Annotated in this window: 9 protein-coding genes and 1 pseudogene; 4 read left to right on the top strand and 6 right to left on the bottom strand. The window is 41.2% G+C overall.

The genetic code is table 11. The annotated features are described in order from the left end of the window. Positions 1-83 precede the first annotated feature (83 nt). From HQQ94_RS00100 to glnA, 3 genes are all read right to left on the bottom strand, one after another. A complete protein-coding gene (locus HQQ94_RS00100; protein ID WP_173292511.1) occupies positions 84-2,912 on the bottom strand; it encodes an ATP-binding protein in 2,829 nt (942 codons plus the stop codon). A 1-nt stretch (position 2,913) separates the two neighbouring features. Next, complete coding sequence (locus tag HQQ94_RS00095) at positions 2,914-3,870, bottom strand: ABC transporter substrate-binding protein (RefSeq protein ID WP_173292509.1); 957 nt, start codon at positions 3,868-3,870, stop codon at positions 2,914-2,916. Positions 3,871-4,052: 182 nt separating this feature from the next. Further along, positions 4,053-5,462 (bottom strand): glutamate--ammonia ligase, encoded by a 1,410-nt coding sequence (gene glnA, locus HQQ94_RS00090; protein ID WP_173292507.1) that lies wholly within the window; start codon positions 5,460-5,462, stop codon positions 4,053-4,055. 371 nt (positions 5,463-5,833) lie between these two features. Between glnA and typA the strand changes: the two genes are divergently transcribed. Further along, positions 5,834-7,642 (top strand): translational GTPase TypA, encoded by a 1,809-nt coding sequence (typA, locus tag HQQ94_RS00085; protein ID WP_173292505.1) that lies wholly within the window; start codon positions 5,834-5,836, stop codon positions 7,640-7,642. 100 nt (positions 7,643-7,742) lie between these two features. On the opposite strand, the gene HQQ94_RS00080 is transcribed toward typA, so the two are convergent. Next, positions 7,743-8,366: a PDC sensor domain-containing protein gene (locus HQQ94_RS00080; protein ID WP_173292503.1), complete on the bottom strand. Its 624-nt coding sequence runs from the start codon at positions 8,364-8,366 to the stop codon at positions 7,743-7,745. 263 nt (positions 8,367-8,629) lie between these two features. Between HQQ94_RS00080 and HQQ94_RS00075 the strand changes: the two genes are divergently transcribed. Continuing rightward, positions 8,630-9,208, top strand: a complete 579-nt coding sequence (locus HQQ94_RS00075) for a hypothetical protein (protein WP_173292501.1) — start codon at positions 8,630-8,632, stop codon at positions 9,206-9,208. On the opposite strand, the gene HQQ94_RS00070 is transcribed toward HQQ94_RS00075, so the two are convergent. Then, a complete protein-coding gene (locus HQQ94_RS00070) occupies positions 9,205-10,098 on the bottom strand; it encodes a LysR family transcriptional regulator (protein WP_173292499.1) in 894 nt (297 codons plus the stop codon). The two genes, HQQ94_RS00075 and HQQ94_RS00070, sit on opposite strands and share 4 nt — an antisense overlap. 95 nt (positions 10,099-10,193) lie before the next feature. Here HQQ94_RS00070 and HQQ94_RS00065 point away from each other — a divergent pair, with 95 nt between their 5' ends. After that, positions 10,194-10,694: a lactoylglutathione lyase family protein gene (locus tag HQQ94_RS00065; protein ID WP_173292498.1), complete on the top strand. Its 501-nt coding sequence runs from the start codon at positions 10,194-10,196 to the stop codon at positions 10,692-10,694. A 99-nt stretch (positions 10,695-10,793) separates the two neighbouring features. Here HQQ94_RS00065 and HQQ94_RS22415 read toward each other — a convergent pair. Further along, positions 10,794-11,254: pseudogene (locus HQQ94_RS22415) on the bottom strand (transposase); the annotation flags it as partial. A 667-nt stretch (positions 11,255-11,921) separates the two neighbouring features. Here HQQ94_RS22415 and HQQ94_RS00050 point away from each other — a divergent pair. After that, positions 11,922-22,874, top strand: coding sequence for a non-ribosomal peptide synthetase (locus tag HQQ94_RS00050; RefSeq protein ID WP_173292492.1), 10,953 nt, complete (start codon positions 11,922-11,924; stop codon positions 22,872-22,874).

The raw sequence follows: 22,874 nt of genomic DNA, 5'->3' as shown, positions 1-22,874 counted from the left end.
GTGCACCAGTGTTGGCAAAAAATGAAATAAATATTAATATAATATCTTGAATATATAACAATAAAAAATTATTTTTATTGTGTTTACTTGTCACTCTTAATCATATGTACCAGAGATGTTAGGAGTGCTTTTTTTATGCACTCTGGATCCAAAGGTTTTGAAATATAATCATCCATGCCTGCAGCGATGCATTTTTCTTTATCACCTACCATCGCGTTGGCTGTCATGGCCACTATAGGCACCGTTTTGTATATTTCACCTGCTTCACCTGTACGGATCTTTTCTGTTGTTTGATAGCCATCGAGCTTTGGCATCTGGCAATCCATAAAAATGAGGTGATAGGGTGCCGCTGAATGGCTATTTGAAAGTATATCTAACGCTTGTAGACCATCATCAGCGATGTCTATTTCGAGTCCAAACTCATTAATAATCCCTTTGGCGACCAGCTGATTAACCATATTATCCTCAACCAATAGCAGCTTAGGCTGTGCGTCTCCAAAATGATCTTTTAGTAGCCAATCATTTGGACCGTCTGAGACATGATGGTTGGATGGAGATGATTGGTCTTGGTTATAGATTTTGAGCTGTTCTATCAGCTTGATTTGAGAAATAGGTTTAGTAATAGCACCATAAATTTGATTTTTAAGATATTGATTGATGGTAGTAGCATCGATTGAGTGGTAATGCAGTAATGTTGGAAGCTGAGATAGCAAAGGTTGATTATTCAATTGATCTACCTTAGCTTTAATGAAACTTTCTCCTATAGGTAAGCTAAGAATAACCAGTTTAGGTTGCTGATTAATCAAGTCTGAGAGGTCTAATGGATCTGTATCATTGACCATCACGAGTTTTGTCACCGAGGCATTGAATGCTTTGAGCATGCTTTCTAATATATTATCAGCAAATGAATTGTTACTTAATATTAAGATGGGAAGTGTATCGAGATCAATCAAAGACGGAGCTTGTAGTGCAGACGTTAAGTTGGGCAATTGGATATTAATATCAACGTTGAAATGACTTCCCTCATCCTCTGTACTTGTGACTGAAATACCTCCTCCCATAAGTTGACTTAAGTTTCTTGCTATTGAGAGCCCTAATCCTGTTCCACCGTAATGACGTGTTGTAGAACTGTCTGCCTGACTAAATGGCTGAAAAATATTTTCAAACTTTTCTTTTTTCATCCCTATTCCAGTATCTTGGATAGAAAAAATAAGTCGATGTTGGTTATGCTCTGAAATGATTTTACCGATAACAGTGATGCAGCCTTGTTGGGTGAATTTGATGGCATTACCGATGAGGTTGGTGAGTACCTGAGTGATACGACCAGGATCTCCGATCACCTCTGCAGGTTTAATTCTGGTAGCGTCGAGAATAAATTCAAGATTTTTTCCTTGGGCACGAATAGCTAAAGGTTGTATGAGTTCATCCAAGGCTTGTTGTAAGTTAAACTCGATAGATTCAATATGGAGTTTTCCTGACTCTATTTTAGAAAAATCCAGAATATCATTGATGATTTTTAATAAAGATTTAGCGCTACCTTGAGCCATTTCTAAGTGATGCCGTTGATTTTTTTCAAGTGTTGTTCTGCTAATAAGGGTTAGCATGCCCAGTACTCCATTCATCGGTGTACGTATTTCATGGCTCATGCAGGCAAGGAACTCCGATTTAGCTTTTGCTGTGGCTTCTGCTTTTTCACGAGCATCATCCAGTGCCCAGTTGTTCATTTCAAGATCTTGTGCATATTTGTTAATTTTCTTTTCATTGTTTCTTGTTTGGGTTTGATCTTCAATGCAGATAAAGCAACCATTAATCTTGTTGTCCACATCTATATCAGGTACTTGTGTTATATGAAAAAAGAGTACGGCTTGATTATTATGTGTAAACTCAGCATCAAATGTTAACGGCTCTCCATTTAATGCCTGATCAATATAAGGCTGCATAATATTGAACAGATTGATAGGGATAATGTTTTGGAGATCATGTCCCAGTACTGCAATGATGTCACAATTTAACCAGTTTAAGCTGTGGTGGTTCATAAACTGAATTTTTTGCTCAGTATCTATATAAGCAAGATGTATCGGAAGTATTTTGGTCATATTATTAATGTGGCGATGAGATTTCTCGAGTTCTTGTTTTTGTAATAGTTGCTTATGAATCGACTGATTATAGCTATTTGCGAGAATGCAGAATTCATCTTGGGCAAAAGTGATTAATGGTTGCGGAATGGCTTCGTTACCTGATTGGTTTTTAAGTTGATTTGCCATTTTTGATAGGGGAGTTAAAATGACAATTTTTTGTATCCAAAGATTAATAAGCAGAAGTAAAATAAAACCAGAAATGACAATTAATAGATAAGTGTCTCGGCTTTTTTTTATCGTTGCTTCTAGTACTGTTTTATCGTATTTAAGGTAGATTATATAGGGTCTAAGACGGTTAACTTGAGGATCGATTAAAGGAAATTGTATCGCTTGTTGTAAATAGCTACCGATAAATTGGCCTGATTGTTGTAGATTAATGTGCTGTGAGCTTAGCAGTAAACTCATTATTTGATCTGGAAAGACCTCTGAAGCTAATTTACCGTTATATTGCGCTAAGCTGTCAGCGCTGATGCGCATACTAGATGATTTAATGACTGAAAGGCGTGCAATATTTTCCTGTGTCGCTAATACACCGACAATACGGATCATATTGGATAAATGTGAATTAGTTTCTAGGGCAAGTTTTAAGTTGTTTGTTATTTGGGAGAGTTCAACGTGAGCTTGTATTTTTATCTTATTTTGAGTTTCATGAAAAAAGTATGCGGCTAAGCTGCTACATATTAATAACCCTATGAGAAAAGTACTTAGGCTCAGTTTAAAGGCGATACCTATTGTAATGGGGCGCTTATTTTTATCTGGAAAGTCCTTATCCATTTTATATTCCTGAGTAAAATAGGGTTTTTATATGTTCGCATGAGCTATCAAACACGCCGACTTTATTAAGTGTGTCGCAAACAGATTGAGCTAGGGTTATCAAATTATCTTGATTTTTAAGCAAGTTATGTTGCTCAGTATTATTAAGGATATGAATATCGCTAAGAGCCTGACTAAATTCAAATTTTGATATATTTTCTCGTTCAGCCATAATCTGTGTCGCGTCATCAGGATATTGCTTGAGATAATCGTAGGCCATTTGCCATACTTGTTGTAACTTAGGTACTAAGTCTGGATTGTCTTTAATTGCCCTTTTTGAAATAGAAATTGTATCTAAAATCTCATTAGGGATCTCTGCGGTACTAAAGACTTTATGAGAGCTTTGAGTAGTGTCGTTTAATATGGTCAATGAGTATGGGGGGTAAGTCACCATAGCGTCGATGTGGCCAGAGGTTAATGATTGTAGTGCGTTACCTTGTTCAATATTAATCATCTCGACATCGTCTAAAGACATGTCGTACAGTGTAAGTGCTCTAGCGAGAATATAGATCCCAAGAGAGCTAACTTCACAGCCTATTTTTTTGCCTTTAAGGCTGGCCAATGTATTGTATGGCGGATGGCTTAAAATCACATCTCCTCCGTTAGAATAATCTGCCAATAGCACTACAGTGAGAGGTTCTCCGCCAAACTCCTGAGCTTGTACAGCCTCGACTATTGTGCTGCTAAAACCATCGACACGACCATTAATGTAAGCTCTTTGGGCATCGGAAAGAGTGGCGGTTTGGATTAGCTCAATATTTAATCCTACCGCTTTAAAGAAATCCTTGTTACTGGCCAAATATAGCAGCTCATATCCCGGCCAAGGATTAATGGCAATGGAGATTTTATTGCTGGTTTTTTGAGGTGTGCAAGCAACAAGGATAAAACAAAGAAACAGGCTGGCAGTGATTCGTTGCATAGCAGCGTTCTTGAATAAGTTTGATTTAGTTACTAGGTTAGTAGACAGAATAGCTTATCGCCAACGAGATGACTCTATTTCAAGCGAGCTTAGGTTTAGCAAATTCATAGGGTGATATGCTGCGGTAAGTAAATATAAAAACCTTAATAAATTAAGGTTTTTATATTGATATTTTTACAAGATCATAAACTGTAATAAAGCTCAAATTCTAGTGGATGAGTTGTTTGGTTTACACGTTGAACATCGATTGATTTAAGCGCAATATATGAGTCGATGAAATCATTGCTAAATACCTCACCACGAGTGAGGAATTCTCTATCTGCGTCTAGGCACTCTAGTGCATTTTCTAATGACGTTGCTACCGTTGGGATCTCAGCAGCTTCTTCAGGCGGAAGATCGTAAAGATCTTTATCCATGGCTTCGCCCGGATGGATTTTGTTTTGAATACCGTCAAGCCCTGCCATTAGCATTGCAGAGAATGCCAAGTATGGATTAGCCATTGGATCGCCGAACCTCAGTTCTATACGACGTCCTTTTGGACTTGGTACTAATGGAATACGAATAGATGCACTGCGATTTGCTGCTGAGTATGCCAGCATTACTGGCGCCTCAAAATGTGGGATTAGGCGTTTGTAAGAATTCGTCGAAGGGTTTGCAAAAGCATTGATAGCGCGCGCATGCTTGATAATACCACCGATATAGAACAAGGCCATTTCACTCAATCCACCGTATTTGTCACCAGCGAAAAGGTTAACACCGTCTTTAGCAAGAGACTGATGAACATGCATGCCACTGCCATTGTCGCCAACGATTGGCTTAGGCATAAATGTTGCTGTCTTACCGTAAGCATGAGCAACGTTGTGGACGACATATTTTAATACCTGAACTTCATCAGCTTTTAGCATAAGTGTGTTAAAGCGAGTAGCAATTTCGTTTTGGCCAGCTGTTGCGACTTCGTGATGGTGTGCCTCAACGACTTGTCCCATCTCTTCGAGCACTAGGCACATGGCACTGCGTAAATCTTGAGAAGAATCTACAGGAGCAACAGGGAAGTAACCGCCTTTGACTGTTGGGCGATGACCTTTGTTACCACCTTCATAGCTGGTCCCTGAGTTCCATGCTGCTTCTTCTGCATCAACTTTGTAGAAGCAACCTGACATGTCAGCACCGAACTTGACATCATCAAACAGGAAAAATTCTGGTTCTGGACCAATTAATACGGTGTCAGCGATACCTGTGGAGCGTAAATATTCTTCCGCTTTTTTAGAAATAGAACGAGGATCACGATTGTACCCTGTCATGGTGCCAGGGTTAAGAATGTCACAGCGGATGTTTGCTGTTGTTTCAGCTGTGAAAGGGTCGAGTACGAAGCTTGCTGCATCAGGCATTAGTACCATGTCCGATTCGTTAATACCTTTCCAGCCTGAAATTGAAGAACCATCAAACATTTTACCGTCTTCAAAAAAGTCAGCATCTACTTGATGGCTTGGGATCGAAACGTGATGCTCTTTACCTATAGTATCGGTAAAACGTAAATCAACAAACTTAACTTCTAACTCTTCTAGTTGTTGTAAAACTGATTCTGCTGACATTCTAAGTCTCCGGGTAGAGTATTTAAGGGAGTTCCCTTTTATTATTAATTACGCTAGCGTTCATTATTATTCTAAATAATGAATAAGCTAGATTTGTGCCACAACTATAACATTTTGATTTTTAAAGTAACTATTAATATTCTCATTCTAATACACGAATGTGGCGCACTATAGTGGTGCATGTTTTGTGCCATTTTGGTGCGCTCATCATGCTAGTGCGAATGAGATAAAATGGATTATTCATAGCTGTCTAAAAAATAATCCTGTGCGAGAGCTCTTGGCTAGAGTAGAATGGCACGTTTTTTATTGTAGCAGCTAGTCTTTAAGCTGTTACAAATACCCCCTATATTTTGATGGTAAGAGGTTTATCTGTGTTAGAGAATTTACGTAACATCGCCATTATTGCACACGTCGATCATGGTAAAACTACCTTGGTTGATAAGTTGCTGGCGCAGTCTGGAACCCTTGAGAGTCGAGGAGAAGCCACTGAGCGGGTGATGGATTCGAACGATCTTGAAAAGGAGCGTGGGATCACGATTCTGGCAAAGAATACTGCCATTAAGTGGAATGATTACCGTATCAACATCGTTGACACTCCAGGTCACGCCGATTTCGGTGGTGAAGTTGAACGTGTTTTATCCATGGTTGATTCAGTATTACTGCTTGTTGATGCCGTTGACGGTCCAATGCCGCAAACTCGCTTCGTGACTAAAAAAGCATTCGCTCAAGGCCTTAAGCCTATAGTTGTTATCAACAAGATCGACCGTCCAGGTGCTCGTCCTGACTGGGTTATCGATCAAGTGTTTGATCTTTTTGACAACTTAGGCGCTACTGATGAGCAGCTAGATTTCCCAATCGTTTATGCTTCTGCATTAAATGGTTTTGCGTCTTTAGATCCTGAAGTGACAGAGGGAGACATGACTCCTCTGTTTGAAACGATTGTTGAGAAAGTGTCATCTCCAGACGCAGATGCGGAAGGTGACTTCCAAATGCAGATCTCTCAAATCGATTATAACTCATACGTGGGTGTTATCGGTATTGGTCGCATCAAGCGCGGTAGCGTTAAGACTAACCAGCAGGTTACTATTATTAGTGCTGACGGTAAGAAACGTAACGGTAAAATGGGCCAAGTATTAGGTTACATGGGTCTAGAGCGTCACGAAGTTGACGTTGCTAATGCTGGCGATATCGTGGCTATTACAGGTCTTGGTCAGTTGTTAATTTCTGATACTGTGTGTGCTACTACTAACGTAGAAGCGCTACCTCCTTTGTCTGTTGATGAACCAACGTTGACAATGACCTTTCAGGTCAACACTTCTCCATTTGCTGGTAAAGAAGGTAAGTACGTGACTTCACGTAATATCCTTGAGCGTTTGCAGCAAGAATTAGTTCATAACGTAGCATTACGTGTTGAAGAAACAGACAGTCCTGATCGCTTCCGTGTATCAGGTCGTGGTGAACTTCATCTTTCAATCTTGATTGAAAATATGCGTCGTGAAGGTTACGAGCTTGCTGTTTCTCGTCCAGAAGTGATTGTTAAAGAGATCGATGGCGAGATGTGTGAGCCATTTGAAACGCTAACAGTTGACATCCAAGAAGAGCATCAGGGTAGCGTAATTGAGAAGCTTGGTACCCGTAAGGGTGACATGAAAGACATGCAGCTTGATGGTAAGGGTCGTGTACGTATCGATTTCGTTATCCCTAGTCGTGGCCTCATTGGTTTCCAAACTGAATTCATGACGTCTACTTCAGGTAGCGGTTTGATTTACCATTCATTCGATCATTATGGTCCTGTGAAAGGGGGTGATATTGGTCAACGTGCACGTGGTGTATTGATTTCTAACGGTACAGGTAAAGCACTGACATTTGCATTGTTTAACCTTCAAGCTCGTGGTCGTCTGTTTATTACACATGCGGCTGAAGTTTATGAAGGTCAAGTTGTTGGTCTTCACGCTCGTGCGAACGATTTGACCGTTAACTGTCTGAAAGGCAAACAGCTAACGAACATGCGTGCATCAGGTACTGATGAAGCACAAGTACTGACTCCACATATCGACATGACACTTGAGCAAGCGCTTGAGTTCATTGATGATGATGAGTTAGTAGAAGTAACACCATTGAACATCCGTGTTCGTAAGCGTTACTTGAGCGAAAATGATCGTAAGCGTCATAACCGTTAATTATTGCTCTGTTTAGCGACTATTTTCCTGTAAGGGTGAGATAGTACAAAAAAAGCCTGAATAGCAATATTCAGGCTTTTTGTTATCATTTTTGTTAAAGTTAGTGATAGTTTTTTATTCCTGAGGTAATATTTTTTATCCCCACAATAAGGATACCTATTGTTTTATTGTCATGGAAAATAGGAATAGAGACATGTACCGAGTACATGTTAGTGCTGTCATCAAAACTCAGCTTATCTATAAAAATGCTGCCTTTACCTTGGTTAAAGCTGTTAATGAATTTAGCTTCATCTCCTTGCCAGTAATCGCTACTTTTAGGGTACAGTGCGACAATTACCCCTTGTTGATCACAAACAAATGCCTCGACATACACCTTACTGTTGATAATTTTAGCTTGCAATATCTGGCTGACCAGTGAACTTTTTAATTGTTCATACAGGTGAACATCTTTGCCTTGGATCCAATTTTGATCTCTTTGCTCTATTTCTTCTACTGATAATAAGTTTTTATTGTTTTCAATAAGTAGATTGTTAAACTCAGGAGTTTTAAGCCATTGACTAATAATGCCTATGTGGGTTTCAATCACCGTGTTCATTCGTATGCTGAGCTTTTTTTCAGGTTCAGTATTTTGTAAATCTTGAGACCAAGTAGCGTTTGGGTGAGTTAATAAAATAATGATGAGTATTCTTCTTAGTGATAAACCAACAAGACTGAACATGGGCATACAATGACCTCAATTAAAGCAAATGATGGCTAGGTAGTCATTAACCAGCAGCTCTTATTACTCATTTTAGGATAAAAAAGGGTAGCTCGAACGAATTTCATTTTTCATATTGAGTTTTTAAGTCTGATTTGGCATCAATATCATCTTATATTGCTTAAGTGTCTATAGTGAATATAGTGAATATAGTGAAATGTAATTGCATCTACGTTACAAATAGACCCTAGAGTAAACTATCTTTTTCTTGAACTTTTTTAAGGTAAAATATGAACTTAATAAAAAAATCAGCTTGCTGCTTGGTTCCATTAGTACTACTTGGTTGTGCTACCGGTACGACACCAAGCGCTAAAAAATCACATGCGCTTAAAGAAACTCAAGCAGCATTGCAGGAAATATATCAAGAGCATAAAGGTGCCAAATCTGCAGTAACTAACTCTATTGCTTATGTAACATGTACTGGCAGTAATACTTATTTATTCGCATTATCAACTGGCGGTGGAATATGCGTACTTTCAGAAAAAGGAGCAAATTCTTATTATCGCTTTGCCACTGGTGGTGTTGGCGCCGGTATTGGTTGGAAACAACTAGCCTTCGTACAGGCATTTATGACTCGTGATGCGTTGACTCGTTTTAAAGAAGCAGGCTTCGAAGGTCAAGCTCAAGCAGAAGCTAGTGCTAAGTATGAAGATAGCGGCGACCAAGCCTCAGCTAATCAATCGATAGATATAGAAGGGGTGAAAACGTATCAGGTTAATTTAATGGGTGCAGCGGCTCAGGCAACGTTACAAGGCTATAAGTATTGGGAAACTGACTTCTCTGATGATTTTATTGAAAAAGGAGACTAATTATGAGTCTTTATCTTATGCGCAAGGCATTTTTTTGTCTCAGATATTATGGTGTTTATCCGATTGGGAATAAATTTATTTGTATGAGTCCCTATATATAGTATCTCACTGACTTTGTTCTTCAGTTGATGTATTTTTATATTATCACTGTCTTTAAAAGCATCTATAGCATGACTAGGTAAAACCGTAAATCCGAGGCCCATACTGACGGGTTTTAGAATGAGATTTATTTGATTGGAAAACCCTGTTCTTTTGAATTGTTTACTATTTTGAAACTCTGAAAAGTTAACGCTAAGCAGTTCTCTTGCATGATAGTGACCATCTGGATGGTCAATAAAACCTAGTGACATTAGTTGCTCCCAACTTGGAGATAAGATGTTCGAAGGGGTGATCAATAAAAGCTCTTCTTCTGCAATAGGATCAAGGCTAATTTCATTCATCTTAGATAAACAAGTCATTAGACCAACATCTATCTTATGTTCGGCAATAAGCCTCTCTATTTCAATATTCGGTGCAAATCGATATTCTATAACTAGCTTTGGATATTGTCTTTGTAGACTTAATAAATGTGGATAAAGCTTAAGGCCTACACTCCCTGGCGAAGCCATTTTTACAATCCCTTCGTGTGTTGGATCTAGGCCGATCATCACCTCAAGAGCAGACAATGACAGAATGAGTTTTTTACCTTCTTGATATAGTCGTTCTCCAGTATTGGTGAGGGAAAAGGTTTTACCATGCCGAATAAGTAGCTGCTGATTGAGATGTTGTTCGAGTTTACGAATATGTTGACTAACCCCTGATTGAGTCATATGAAGCTTGTCGGCAGTACGAGTGAAATGGCCGAGCTCTACAAGTGTACAGAAGCTGCGTAACCAGATGGGATTAATCATTACAGTTTATACTTATATTTATTATAAATGATAATTTTACTTAATAATGCCTGTTTTGTAATCTAGTTACAAGAGTAATCATTGGACTATAAACTATGGGCAATACATATCCACGTAATTTTTCACATATAGGCATATCCGTTCCTGATCTAGAGGCTGCTGTTAAGTTTTATACCGAAGTGATGGGTTGGTATTTGATTATGGAGCCAACAGAAATAATAGAAGATGACAGCCCTATAGGGGAAATGTGTACAGACGTATTTGGTCGTAATTGGGACAGGTTTCGAATTGCGCATCTGTCTACAGGTGATCGTATCGGTGTTGAATTATTTGAGTTTAAAGGGCAAGTTAATCCTGAAGATAATTTCGAATATTGGAAAACAGGTGTATTTCACTTTTGCGTCCAAGATCCAAATGTTGAAGAGTTGGCAGATAAAATAGTCGCAGCAGGAGGTAAAAAACGTATGCCTAAGCCTCGCTATTACTACCCTGGGAGCAAACCATATCGCATGATTTATATGGAAGATCCATTTGGAAATATTCTAGAAATTTACAGCCATAGTTATGAACTTGTCTATAGCGAAGGTGCCTATTAGATCAATTTGACTAGAAAGTTAGGCTGCTCGTGTGTAGGAGTCTAATACTCGAAAAATGAGCCGAGTAATGCTTGCTAAGATAAAAGAAAGATAAGCATATAGTTGAGTCACTGTTGCAGGGAAGATGATGGCTATTGCTTTAGGGAAGGGCGTTAATCTATCTATACAGGCGAAAAAGATGTCTTTAAGGCCTTGATGGCGAGTGGCGAACAGCAGTGAGAGCCAACAATTTCCCTCTTTATTTTCTGACAAGCGAAGCCCTAATACCTTTCCCTGCATATTAAGTGTAAATAGTATGTAAATTACCTCACCAATATAACTGCCATTTTCTTTCATTTTTGTAGTGATATAGTATCGAGCCAGACAACTGGTTAATAATGGTCTAAAGCCCCAGAGATAATCTTATCTGTATCACTTAAGACGTTTATGAAATACATATCCTCAACTTGTTTATTGATATTTAGGTAGCTCATACCGATGGTAAAAATTGAGAGGATTTTACGGTCTATTTCATCCGTTAACGTCATCAGGCTCTTCTTAATCAGTTGTGGTTCAAAGGTGTGAGGTTATTAAGTTTTATTTAGTTTTAAAGTGTTGACTATTAAGGTTTTTTATATTTTTTTGTTAGCTTTATTTACTATATGTTACTTTGATTACGCAGATGATTTCAATGTTTAATTATTGGGTGCTATGTATTTTTTTTGTATTTTTTATGTTTTTATTTGTCAACTTAAATGTTTGTAGGCATAATCGTCAAAGTAATTTTTTGTGTGGTTAACATGTGCTTCTGTCTCTTAGTTACTTAACTTCTACTTTAAAATTAACTGATAGCCAAGTTTGATCAATATCAACCTTATGTTAGAAGTGTCTCCAGCTGTGAAGGAATGCTAATGCGATTAAATAATAAAAAAACATAATATCTATAAATTATATCTTTAAGCAGAACCAATAATTGTTCATAGATTATACTTTTCGCGATTAGGCAATAAAACATAGTTTTGTCTAGGGATGATAATATTTAAAATTAAGCCGTTAATATAAGCTAATTAATAATATAACCCCGTAATTTTCCAACACAAATCACAGTGCTTTCATCTTGTATGCTGAAGATTTATATCTATTCCATGACAAATGATGAATTTATTTTGTAAGCCAAAAAGATGACTTTTGTCTATCTGTTGGCTTTATATTCTTATATATGAGCCAGTTATAGGCAAGGGAATGGTAATGAAAGATAGTATTGAAGAAAACAATACACCGAATAAATATTCATCTGAATTAGATTTATTTAAAATTCATCCAGCTCAAGAAGATGTTTATTATGATCAGCTAGTTAATCATCTGAGTCCAAAAAATAATATTGCTAGTTATACAACGATGAAAAAAGTTGATCGAACTAGATTGCAACAGGCTTGGTATTTGCTTATTTTAAGTCTTGACGCTCTAAGAATAAAAATTACAGCAGATGATGGAAGCCCACTTCAATGTATTCAAGAAGATAAAAAAGTGCCTTTAATTGAGCTTTATGACTTCTCTCTTGATGTCAATCCTGATAAAAGGGCATTGCATTGGATGCAGCAGCAAGTTGATATATATATGGACCATTTATCCGATGAACTTAATCATATGTCCTTAATTAAGTTATCACCTGATAATTATTTTATCTTTATAAAATCTCATCATATTGTGATTGATGGTGTTGGTAGTTATCGTTTGCAGGAATATATTCAGCGCTTATATCGAGATCTCGAGCAAGGACGGTCAACAGCTTGGTTACTAAGTATTCCGCAATTTAAAGATGCCGTACTACGATCGCATGAATACCTAAATTCAGTGAAATACAATAAAGACAAAGTATATTGGCAACAATTTTTAGAGCTGCAGCAAGTCTCTCTTCTTCCTATTCGCTATTCGTTGGCCAAAAACGCTAGTTGTACACGTGTGTTATCTGTTGAGTTAACTGACCAACTGCATCACTTCTGTGCTACTTATAAATTGAATTTACTCGCGTTTTTTTCAAGTGCGGTGAGTCTGGTTATGGCAAAAATAATAGGAGACAATGAGGTAGTGCTTAATACTCCGATACATGGCCGCAGAGGTAAGCAAGGCATGCAAGTGGTGGGTATGCATGTAAATACTTGTCTTTTTTCATCTAGCATTGGGGATGATAGCAGTGTTATTGAGCAAATAAAAACGACCATGGGGTCGATAAAAAAAAGTTATGCTCATTGCCGTTTTCCTCGCTCTCATGTACAGCGCATTGCAAGTCATTTGGATGTGTTGTTGCCTGATGTTACTGTGTCTTATGATTTATTTAAAAATGATTCTGATTTAAAGATATCGTATGAATCATTTAAAGTGGGCACGACTTACGATGATGATCCTTTATTATTAAGTTTAAAAGATTACGAGTCTAATCCGTCGTTAGAAATTAATGCATCTTTTGGGCTGCAATATTTTAATCAGGAAGAGGCTACACTCTTACTTGAGCGCCTCGAGCATGTGCTGAAGGCCTTTATTGATTCACCCTGCAAATTAATTCAACAAATACCTCTTGTATTACCTCATGAGCGCGATACCTTGCTTTATGGTTTTAACGACACGGATACGTCGTATTCAAGCGACAAAACCTTGGTTCAGTCGTTTGAGGAGCAAGTGGCGAAAACGCCAAATAACACTGCTTTAGTGTTTGAAGGCAAACAACTCACTTATGTTGAGTTAAATAAAAGAGCCAATCAATTAGCGCACGCTATTCGTCAGACCTACCTCGATACTTGCGGTTATGAGCTTAAGGCCGATACCTTAATTCCACTGTATTTTGACCGTAGTCTGGAGATGGTGATTAGTATCTTGGCGGTATTGAAAGCCGGTGGTGCCTATGTGCCGATTTTACCTGAGTACCCTGCAGAGAGAACCCAATTTATCCTAACGGATACCTCGACTGTTTTAGTGTTAACCCAGCAAAGGCATCTTGATGCGTTGCAGGCTATAAACGTAACGCTAGACAATCCGGTGAGCTTAATGGTCATCGATGAATGGTCAGTTTATGCCGATATGCCAGTGGCTAATGTTGCAGCGATGAGCACAGCTAAAGATTTGGCTTATGTGATTTACACCTCGGGTACCACGGGCAAGCCTAAGGGAGTGATGATAGAGCATAAAGCGTTAAGTAGTCATATTAAGAGTATTTGTGTTGCTTATGGTATCAGTGCTGAAGATAAGGTACTGCAATTTTCCAATATAGGTTTTGATGCCTCGGTAGAGCAAGTGTTTGAGGCCTTAACGACCGGGGCAAGTTTGTATCTTCGCCCAGAAACTCAATGGACCTCGGCTGAGTTTATCTTATGGCTGCAAGATAACCCTATTACCATTACTGAATTTCCGCCCTTATATGCAAAAGCCTTATTAGAGTCGGTGTTAAGTGATGTCGATTTTTGGCAGCAGACCTCGCTAACACGATTAATTGTTAGTGGTGATGTGCTCAATGCTGACTTTGCTAAAGCATGGTTAACAGGGCCAGCGCAACCTGCATGTCAGTTGATTAATAACTATGGACCGACAGAAGCGACTATTTCATCAACTTTATATTGGTTAGGTGAAAGTGAGGCAAGTTCGAGCGTGCCAATTGGTCGAGCCACTTTAGATACCCGAGTCTATGTGGTTGATGAGCAATTACAATTAGTGCCTAAAGGGGTGCCGGGTGAGCTATTACTTGGTGGGGCTGGTGTTGCTCGAGGATATCTTAACCGTGAAGCTCTGAGCGCCGAGAAGTTTATTGCAGATCCGTTTAGCACGGAACTTGGCGCTCGGGCATATCGCTCCGGTGATTTAGTGCGTTACTTGTCCGATGGTAATTTAGAATACTTAGGGCGAAATGATAGCCAGGTTAAACTTCGTGGTTATCGGATTGAGCTAGGTGAAATTGAAACGGCGTTGTCACTCCTTGATAGCGTGAAGCAAGCCGTGGTGATAGACCGTGAACGTGATGGGGCTAAGTACTTAGCGGCGTATGTGATGTTAACAAAGGGTCATGTTTTGGACATTGATAGCGTGATGGCGTCTCTGGCTCAAAGCTTACCCGAATACATGGTGCCGGCGACGTTCACAGATATTGATGCTGTTCCATTAACGATTAACGGTAAGCTAGACAGGCGGGCTTTACCTGAGCCGACTTGGGTTAATAGGGACAATTACACTGCACCCCGCAATGAGCTTGAGACTCAGCTGTGTGAGATTTGGCAGTCGGTGTTGGGTCTTGAGCGAGTGGGGATACACGATAATTTCTTCCGCAGTGGCGGTGATTCGATTTCGGCGATTAAGTTGGTGGCGGCCATTCGCCGTGATTTGGGTGTTGATTTAGCTCTAAATGTGTTGTTTGAGCAAAAAACCATAGCGGGCATTGCCTTGGTGCTGAATGAGCAAACGCTAGCTCAGCAAGAGTTGGTGGTCATTCCGCATCTTGATATGGCTCATTACCCGGTGTCGTTTGCGCAAACGCGTATGTTGTTTATCGAGCAGTTTGAGCAAGGCAGCAATGCGTATCATATCCCCTATTTGGCTCAGCTCGATGATGACGCCAACGTATTCTTATTAGAAGAAGCCATTAATGTGGTGAGCGCTCGTCATTCGGTGATGAATAGCGTGTATGGCTATGATGAATCCAATACTGCTTATCAGCGGGTATTGGATGCGCATCTCGTATTTCAGTCGCGTATTTGCCATGGTGAATCTGAATTACTCGAGAGAGTTAAAGCTGATATTGCCCGCCCTTTTGACTTACAAGGCGAACCAAGCTTGCGGCTTAACCATTACCAAACTGAGCTAGGTCAATATGTCTTGTTGATGTGGCACCATATTGCGATGGATGGTTGGTCGGATGATATCTTTATCCGCGAGTTGGGTGAGGTGTATCAAGCGCTAAGTGAGTCACGGGAAATAGATTTACCTGCACTAGACATCAATTACGGTGATTATGCGGTGTGGCAACGTGATTATTTGCTGGGTGGAGTGGGCTCGCAGCAGCTTGATTATTGGCGAGAAGCCTTGTCGGGTTATGAGAACTTGAGTTTGCAGACAGATAGGCCGCGGCCCGCGCAGATAGATTATCGCGGTCAAGACAGTCATTTCACATTAGATGCTGGATTGTCATCTGAGCTTAGGGCGCTGGCGAAAGCGCAGGAAACTACGCTTTATACTGTGCTATTGAGTGCGTTTTTCGTGAGTTTGGCGAAATTATCGGGGCAAGATGACATTGTTATTGGCTCGCCCTCGGATAATCGTCACCATGCACAAACACAAAATCTCATCGGGATGTTTGTTAACTCGCTAACGTTGAGGGCGCAGGTGCTAGGTGATAGCGATATCACCCAATTCATCCAAGCTGTCCATGATGTGGTCTCTCAAGCGAAATCGCATCAAGACATTCCGTTTGAGCAATTGGTGGACGGGTTAAATGTAGAGCGTGATAGTTCACGGCACCCTATTTTCCAAGTGATGTTTGGTGTGCAAGATTTTGGCTCAAATAGTTCAAGTGCCAGCCAGCTACCCTTTACGCCTGTAGAATTAGAAGAAAGCTTATACAGCCCCGCGAAATTTGATTTAAGTCTTTTTCTGACCAGTGGAGAGGATAATATCAGTGGTCAAATCAACTATGCTGTGAGCTTATTTGATGAGGCGAGTGTTGAGCGTATCTCGGCCATTTATACACGAGTCCTGCAGACTTTTGTTGCTGAGCAGACTCAAAATATAGCTAACATCGATGTGTTGTCAGCTCAGGAACGCAACACTTTATTGCACGACTTTAATGATACAGATGCGCCATACCCAAGCGACAAAACCTTACATCAGTTGTTTGATGAGCAGGTGTCGAAAACGCCGGATAACATTGCTTTGGTGTTTGAAGACAAGCAGCTCACCTATGCTGAATTAAATGTAAGGGCCAATCAGCTGGCTCATGCCATTCGTGACACTTATTTTGATACTACAGGCCATGAGCTTAAGGCGGATACGTTAATTCCGCTGTATTTAGACAGAAGTCTAGAAATGGTGATTAGTATTTTAGCGGTGCTGAAAGCGGGTGGTGCGTATGTGCCTATTTCGCCGGAGTACCCAGCAGAGCGAACTCAGTTCATCTTAACCGATACCGATGCCAAGATGGTGGTGACGCAGTCACAATATCTTGGGACGCTAACTGCTCTGGGTGATGATATGAGTTTGTTGTCAGCAGACTTGTCTTCGAGTTATGAAAGTATGCCAACCCAAAGGCCAAACCTAGCCAGCACAGCTAACGATTTGGCCTATGTGATTTACACCTCTGGAACGACTGGGAAGCCAAAGGGGGTGATGGTTGAACATGATGTCTTTACCTACTTTATTCTTTCCGCTCATCAATGGTTGTCGCTTGAGAGTTTCTCTACATTGAGCTTGACGCAGTACACCTTCGATATTTTTGGCTTAGAGTACGCATTGCCTCTAGTTTCGGGTGATCGCCTGATATTGTCAGAATTTGCGCAGTTAAATGAATCGCTTGATAGTCACTTGCAGGATATTAGTTTTATTCAGCAGACTCCGTCGATGTGGAGCATGATTTGTGATGAAGTGGGTCGTCGGTATAACTTATCTAGTATCCAAGTGGTTGTAGGTGGGGAGAGTTGCTCGGCTGAGCTATTTGATAAGCTGTCAGCCCTATTTATGGAGATTCATCATGTTTACGGTCCCACAGAAACGTGTATTTGGAGCACGCGCAGCGGCTATCAAGATGGTAATGATAAGAAAATAGGTCGACCATTATCGAGTGAGCGTATTTATGTGCTTGATGATAAGAAAAAATTATTACTGATAGGCGGAGCAGGTGAGCTTTATATCGGCGGTGCAGGGCTCGCTCGTGGCTATCTTAACCAGCCTGAATTAACTGCTGCGTCTTTTATTGATAATCCGTTTGCCACGGCTGAAGACATCGCTAAAGGGTATACGCGTTTATACAAAACGGGTGATTTAGTGCGTTATTTACCTGATGGTAATTTGGAGTATTTAGGCCGTAACGATAGCCAGATTAAAATCCGTGGTTATCGGATTGAGCTAGGTGAAATTGAAACGGCGTTATCACTCCTTGATAGCGTGAAGCAAGCTGTGGTGATAGACCGTGAACGTGATGGGGCTAAGTACTTAGCGGCGTATGTGATGTTAACAAAGGGTCATGTTCTGGACATTGATAGCGTCATGGCGTCTCTGGCTCAAAGCTTACCCGAATACATGGTGCCGGCGACGTTCACAGATATTGATGCTGTTCCATTAACGATCAACGGTAAGCTAGACAGGCGGGCTTTACCTGAGCCGACTTGGGTTAATAGGGACAATTACACTGCACCCCGCAATGAGCTTGAGACTCAGCTGTGTGAGATTTGGCAGTCGGTGTTGGGGCTTGAGCGAGTGGGGGTATACGATAACTTCTTCCGCACTGGTGGTGATTCGATTTCTGCGATTAAGTTGGTGGGAGGTATTCGTCGTGATTTGGGTGTTGATTTAGCATTACATGTGTTATTTGAGCAAAAGACGGTTGCAGGGATTGTGTTAGCGTTAAATGAACAATCATTGAGTCAGCAAGAGTTGGTGGTTATTCCGCATTGTGATATGGCTCATTATCCGGTGTCGTTTGCGCAAGCGCGGATGTTGTTTATTGAGCAGTTTGAGCAAGGCAGCAATGCGTATCATATGCCTTATTTAGCTCAGCTTGATGATGACATCAATGTGTTGTTACTAGAAGAAGCCATTAACGTGGTGAGTGGTCGCCATGTCGTGATGAATAGTGTTTATGGCTATGATGAATCCAATAATGCTTATCAACAGGTGTTGGATACTCGTTTGACCCTGAACTCATATACTTGCCATGGCGAAGCTGAGTTGAGCAAGATGATTAAAGCTGATATTGCCCGCCCTTTTGACTTACAAGGCGAACCAAGCTTGCGGCTTAACCATTACCAAACTGAGCTAGGTCAATATGTCTTGTTGATGTGGCACCATATTGCAATGGATGGTTGGTCGGAAGGCATCTTTATTCGCGAGTTGAGTGAGGTGTATCAAGGATTAAGTGAGTCACGTGAAATAAACCTACCTGCCTTAGACATCAATTACGGTGATTATGCGGTGTGGCAACGAGATTATCTGCAAGGTGATGTGGGTGAGCGGCAGCTTGATTATTGGCGGATGGCCTTGTCGGGTTGTGAGACCTTAACCTTACCTACCGATAGGCCGCGTCCCGTGAAGATAGATTATCGTGGTCAAGACAGTGAATTTACACTGGATGTGATGTTATCAAATAAACTTCGGATGTTGGCTAGAGAGCAAGAGACGACGCTTTATACTGTGCTATTGAGTGCATTTTACGTGAGCTTGGCGAAATTATCAGGGCAAGATGACATTGTTATTGGCTCACCCTCAGACAATCGTCACCATGCGCAAACGCAAAGTTTAATTGGGATGTTTGTGAATTCCTTGGCACTGAGGGCGCAAGTATTAAGTGATCTTGATACTAACGAATTCATCCAAGCTGTCCATGATGTGGTCTCTCAAGCGAAATCGCATCAAGACATTCCGTTTGAGCAATTGGTGGACGGGTTAAATGTAGAGCGTGATAGTTCACGGCACCCTATTTTCCAAGTGATGTTTGGTGTGCAAGATTTTGGCTCAAATAGTTCAAGTGCCAGCCAGCTACCCTTTACGCCTGTAGAATTAGAAGAAAGCTTATACAGCCCCGCGAAATTTGATTTAAGTCTTTTTCTGACCAGTGGAGAGGATAATATCAGTGGTCAAATCAACTATGCTGTGAGCTTATTTGATGAGGCGAGTGTTGAGCGTATCTCGGCCATTTATACACGAGTCCTGCAGACTTTTGTTGCTGAGCAGACTCAAAATATAGCTAACATCGATGTGTTGTCAGCTCAGGAACGCAACACTTTATTGCACGACTTTAATGATACAGATGCGCCATACCCAAGCGACAAAACCTTACATCAGTTGTTTGATGAGCAGGTGTCGAAAACGCCGGATAACATTGCTTTGGTGTTTGAAGACAAGCAGCTCACCTATGCTGAATTAAATGTAAGGGCCAATCAGCTGGCTCATGCCATTCGTGACACTTATTTTGATACTACAGGCCATGAGCTTAAGGCGGATACGTTAATTCCGCTGTATTTAGACAGAAGTCTAGAAATGGTGATTAGTATTTTAGCGGTGCTGAAAGCGGGTGGTGCGTATGTGCCTATTTCGCCGGAGTACCCAGCAGAGCGAACTCAGTTCATCTTAACCGATACCGATGCCAAGATGGTGGTGACGCAGTCACAATATCTTGGGACGCTAACTGCTCTGGGTGATGATATGAGTTTGTTGTCAGCAGACTTGTCTTCGAGTTATGAAAGTATGCCAACCCAAAGGCCAAACCTAGCCAGCACAGCTAACGATTTGGCCTATGTGATTTACACCTCTGGGACGACTGGGAAGCCAAAGGGGGTGATGACACCGCATCAAGGGATCACTTCCTTGGTACACAATAATGCTTATATTGATTTATCTGCTGATGATGCTTTGTTGCAATTGTCTGACACTAGTTTTGATGCGGCGACCTTTGAGTTGTGGGGCGCATTAACGTATGGGGCAAAACTGGTGTTGCCGACTCGCAATGCTCATATATCTGTTGAGCAAATTCGTCATTTATTAAGGACTCATAAAATTAGCGTTTTATGGCTAACCCGCGCCTTGTTCGATAGCTTGTATGTTCAAGATATGGAGCTGTTTGCCAACTTGCGTTACTTATTAGTGGGTGGAGAGGCCTTGACGCCAGACTTGATACGCCAGTTACTGGCGCAGGAAAGTCGACCTGAGAAAGTATTAAATGGTTATGGTCCAACAGAAAGCACGACGTTTACGACCACTTATGATTGCGATCATTTTGGTGGGTCAGTTCCTATTGGCAAGCCAATTAATACTCGAAAAGTCTATGTGTTGGACAGTGATAGGAAATTGTCGCCATTGGGCGTCAGCGGTGAGCTTTACATCGGTGGCGCAGGTTTGGCGCGCGGGTATCTTAATCGCCCAGACTTAACAGCGGCGAGCTTTATTAAAAACCCGTTTGCCACGGCTGAAGACATCGAAAAAGGGTATACGCGTTTATACAAAACGGGTGATTTGGTACGTTACTTAGCCGATGGTCATTTGGAGTATTTGGGCCGTAACGATAGCCAGGTCAAGATCCGTGGTTACCGGATTGAGCTAGGTGAAATTGGAACGGCGTTATCACTCCTCGATAGCGTGAAGCAAGCTGTGGTGATAGACCGTGAACGTGATGGGGCTAAATACTTAGCGGCGTATGTGATGTTAACAAAGGGTCATGTTTTGGACATTGATAGCGTCATGGCGTCTCTGGCTCAAAGCTTACCCGAATACATGGTGCCGGCGACGTTCACAGATATTGATGCTGTTCCATTAACGATTAACGGTAAGCTAGACAGGCGGGCTTTACCTGAGCCGACTTGGGTTAATAGGGACAATTACACTGCACCCCGCAATGAGCTTGAGACTCGGCTGTGTGAGATTTGGCAGTCGGTGTTGGGTCTTGAGCGAGTGGGGATACACGATAACTTCTTCCGCAGTGGTGGTGATTCGATAATCAGTATTCAGCTGGTATCTAAACTACGTCAAGCAGGCTTTAGCTTGCAGGTTAAGGTGATTTTTGATGCACCTACGGTGGCGCAATTGGCATCTGCATTAGAAAAAGAAGCCTCAGCGGTTGAAATTGTTGCCGAGCAAGGCGTGCTTGAAGGTGAGTTTGATTTATTGCCAATTCAGCAATGGTTCTTTGATGGGGTATGGGCGAGTGAGCATCACTGGAATCAAGCCTTTATGGTGCAGCTACCTCAAGGTGTGACACTGTCTGCCATCGAAAGGGCGCTAGAAAGTTTAGCGGAGCAGCATGATGTCTTGCGTACTCGCTTTACCTCTTCACCATCAAGAGGTCAGCGTTATGATGCCCGCAGCGCCATGGCACCTTTAGTGAGTTGTGATGTCAGTGAGTTGTCAGATGATGAGTTGCATCAGCAACTAACGACTTGGCAGAGTGACTTTGCACTTGATGCAGGGCCTTTATGGCAGGCTGCAGAGCTGACAGGCTATGAAGATGGCCGCTCACGTCTTTTCTTTGCACTTCATCATTTGATTATTGATGCGGTGTCGTGGCGAATTATTGCCGATGACATGCGTCTACTGCTAACAGGGCAAAGCTTACCAGAAAAAACCAGCAGTTATCGGCAATGGGTGGGTGCCATCACAGAGTATGGTAAAAAGTCGGAGAAGGACGTGGCTTACTGGCAAGGTGTCACCGCTGATATGCGGATACTCCCTGAGCTTAGTGAGCCGCAAACGCAAGGTGTGATGTTATCTCATGAGTTAACCGAGACTTTATTGCGCGAGGCCAATAGCGGTTATCACACTGAGATTAATGACTTGTTGTTAAGTGCGCTAACGATTGCCCTACAAAGTACCTTTGGAGAGTCGGTTAATCATATCGTACTGGAGGGGCATGGACGTGAGTCGATTGATGAGACCTTAGATGTATCACAAACAGTGGGTTGGTTTACCAGTATGTACCCGGTGAAGCTTGATGCTTATGAAACGGCTGCAGAGACCATCATTCACACTAAGGAAATGCTCAGGGCAATACCCGATAAGGGGCTTGGTTATGGTGCTTTGCGTCAGGTTGGGCGTGTTGCAGGTCAATTACCTAGAGTGAGCTTTAACTATTTAGGCCAATTAGGTGTAAGCAGTGTTAGCGGAGCTGAGCTGGATTGGAGTTTAGTTGGTGGTGATACTGGTGTTGAGGTGGCGCTCAATAATGAGGGTGAGCTAGCGCTTAATATCAATGGTGCAGTACAGCAAGGGGTGTTGGGCTTTAGTATTATTTCACGTTTATCACAGGCGAAAACGGCGTTATTTGTTGCTGATTTTGAAGCGGCGCTAGATGCAGTGATAAACACTGCCAAGCAGCAGGCGCAATTAGGCGGACTTAAGACACCGAGTGATTATGGGGTTGATAAGTTATCAAATCAGCAATTGCATCAATTAACTGATCGGTTTAATACAAAAACTCAAAAAAAACCAAGTTCAGTTAAGCAAACAATATTAGAGATTTAA

This window comes from Shewanella sp. VB17, assembly GCF_013248905.1.
In the GTDB taxonomy this organism is placed as follows: Bacteria; Pseudomonadota; Gammaproteobacteria; order Enterobacterales; family Shewanellaceae; genus Shewanella.
This window is presented reverse-complemented; position numbering and strand designations above follow the sequence as displayed.

What these genes read in the sequence shown, in the direction of transcription:
- HQQ94_RS00080 (WP_173292503.1), bottom strand. Translation starts at nt 8,366, where the DNA reads ATGCCCATGTTCAGTCTTGTTGGTTTATCACTAAGAAGAATACTCATC.
- HQQ94_RS00050 (WP_173292492.1), top strand. Translation starts at nt 11,922, where the DNA reads ATGAAAGATAGTATTGAAGAAAACAATACACCGAATAAATATTCATCT.
- HQQ94_RS00100 (WP_173292511.1), bottom strand. Translation starts at nt 2,912, where the DNA reads ATGGATAAGGACTTTCCAGATAAAAATAAGCGCCCCATTACAATAGGT.
- HQQ94_RS00070 (WP_173292499.1), bottom strand. Translation starts at nt 10,098, where the DNA reads ATGATTAATCCCATCTGGTTACGCAGCTTCTGTACACTTGTAGAGCTC.
- glnA (WP_173292507.1), bottom strand. Translation starts at nt 5,462, where the DNA reads ATGTCAGCAGAATCAGTTTTACAACAACTAGAAGAGTTAGAAGTTAAG.
- HQQ94_RS00075 (WP_173292501.1), top strand. Translation starts at nt 8,630, where the DNA reads ATGAACTTAATAAAAAAATCAGCTTGCTGCTTGGTTCCATTAGTACTA.
- HQQ94_RS00095 (WP_173292509.1), bottom strand. Translation starts at nt 3,870, where the DNA reads ATGCAACGAATCACTGCCAGCCTGTTTCTTTGTTTTATCCTTGTTGCT.
- HQQ94_RS00065 (WP_173292498.1), top strand. Translation starts at nt 10,194, where the DNA reads ATGGGCAATACATATCCACGTAATTTTTCACATATAGGCATATCCGTT.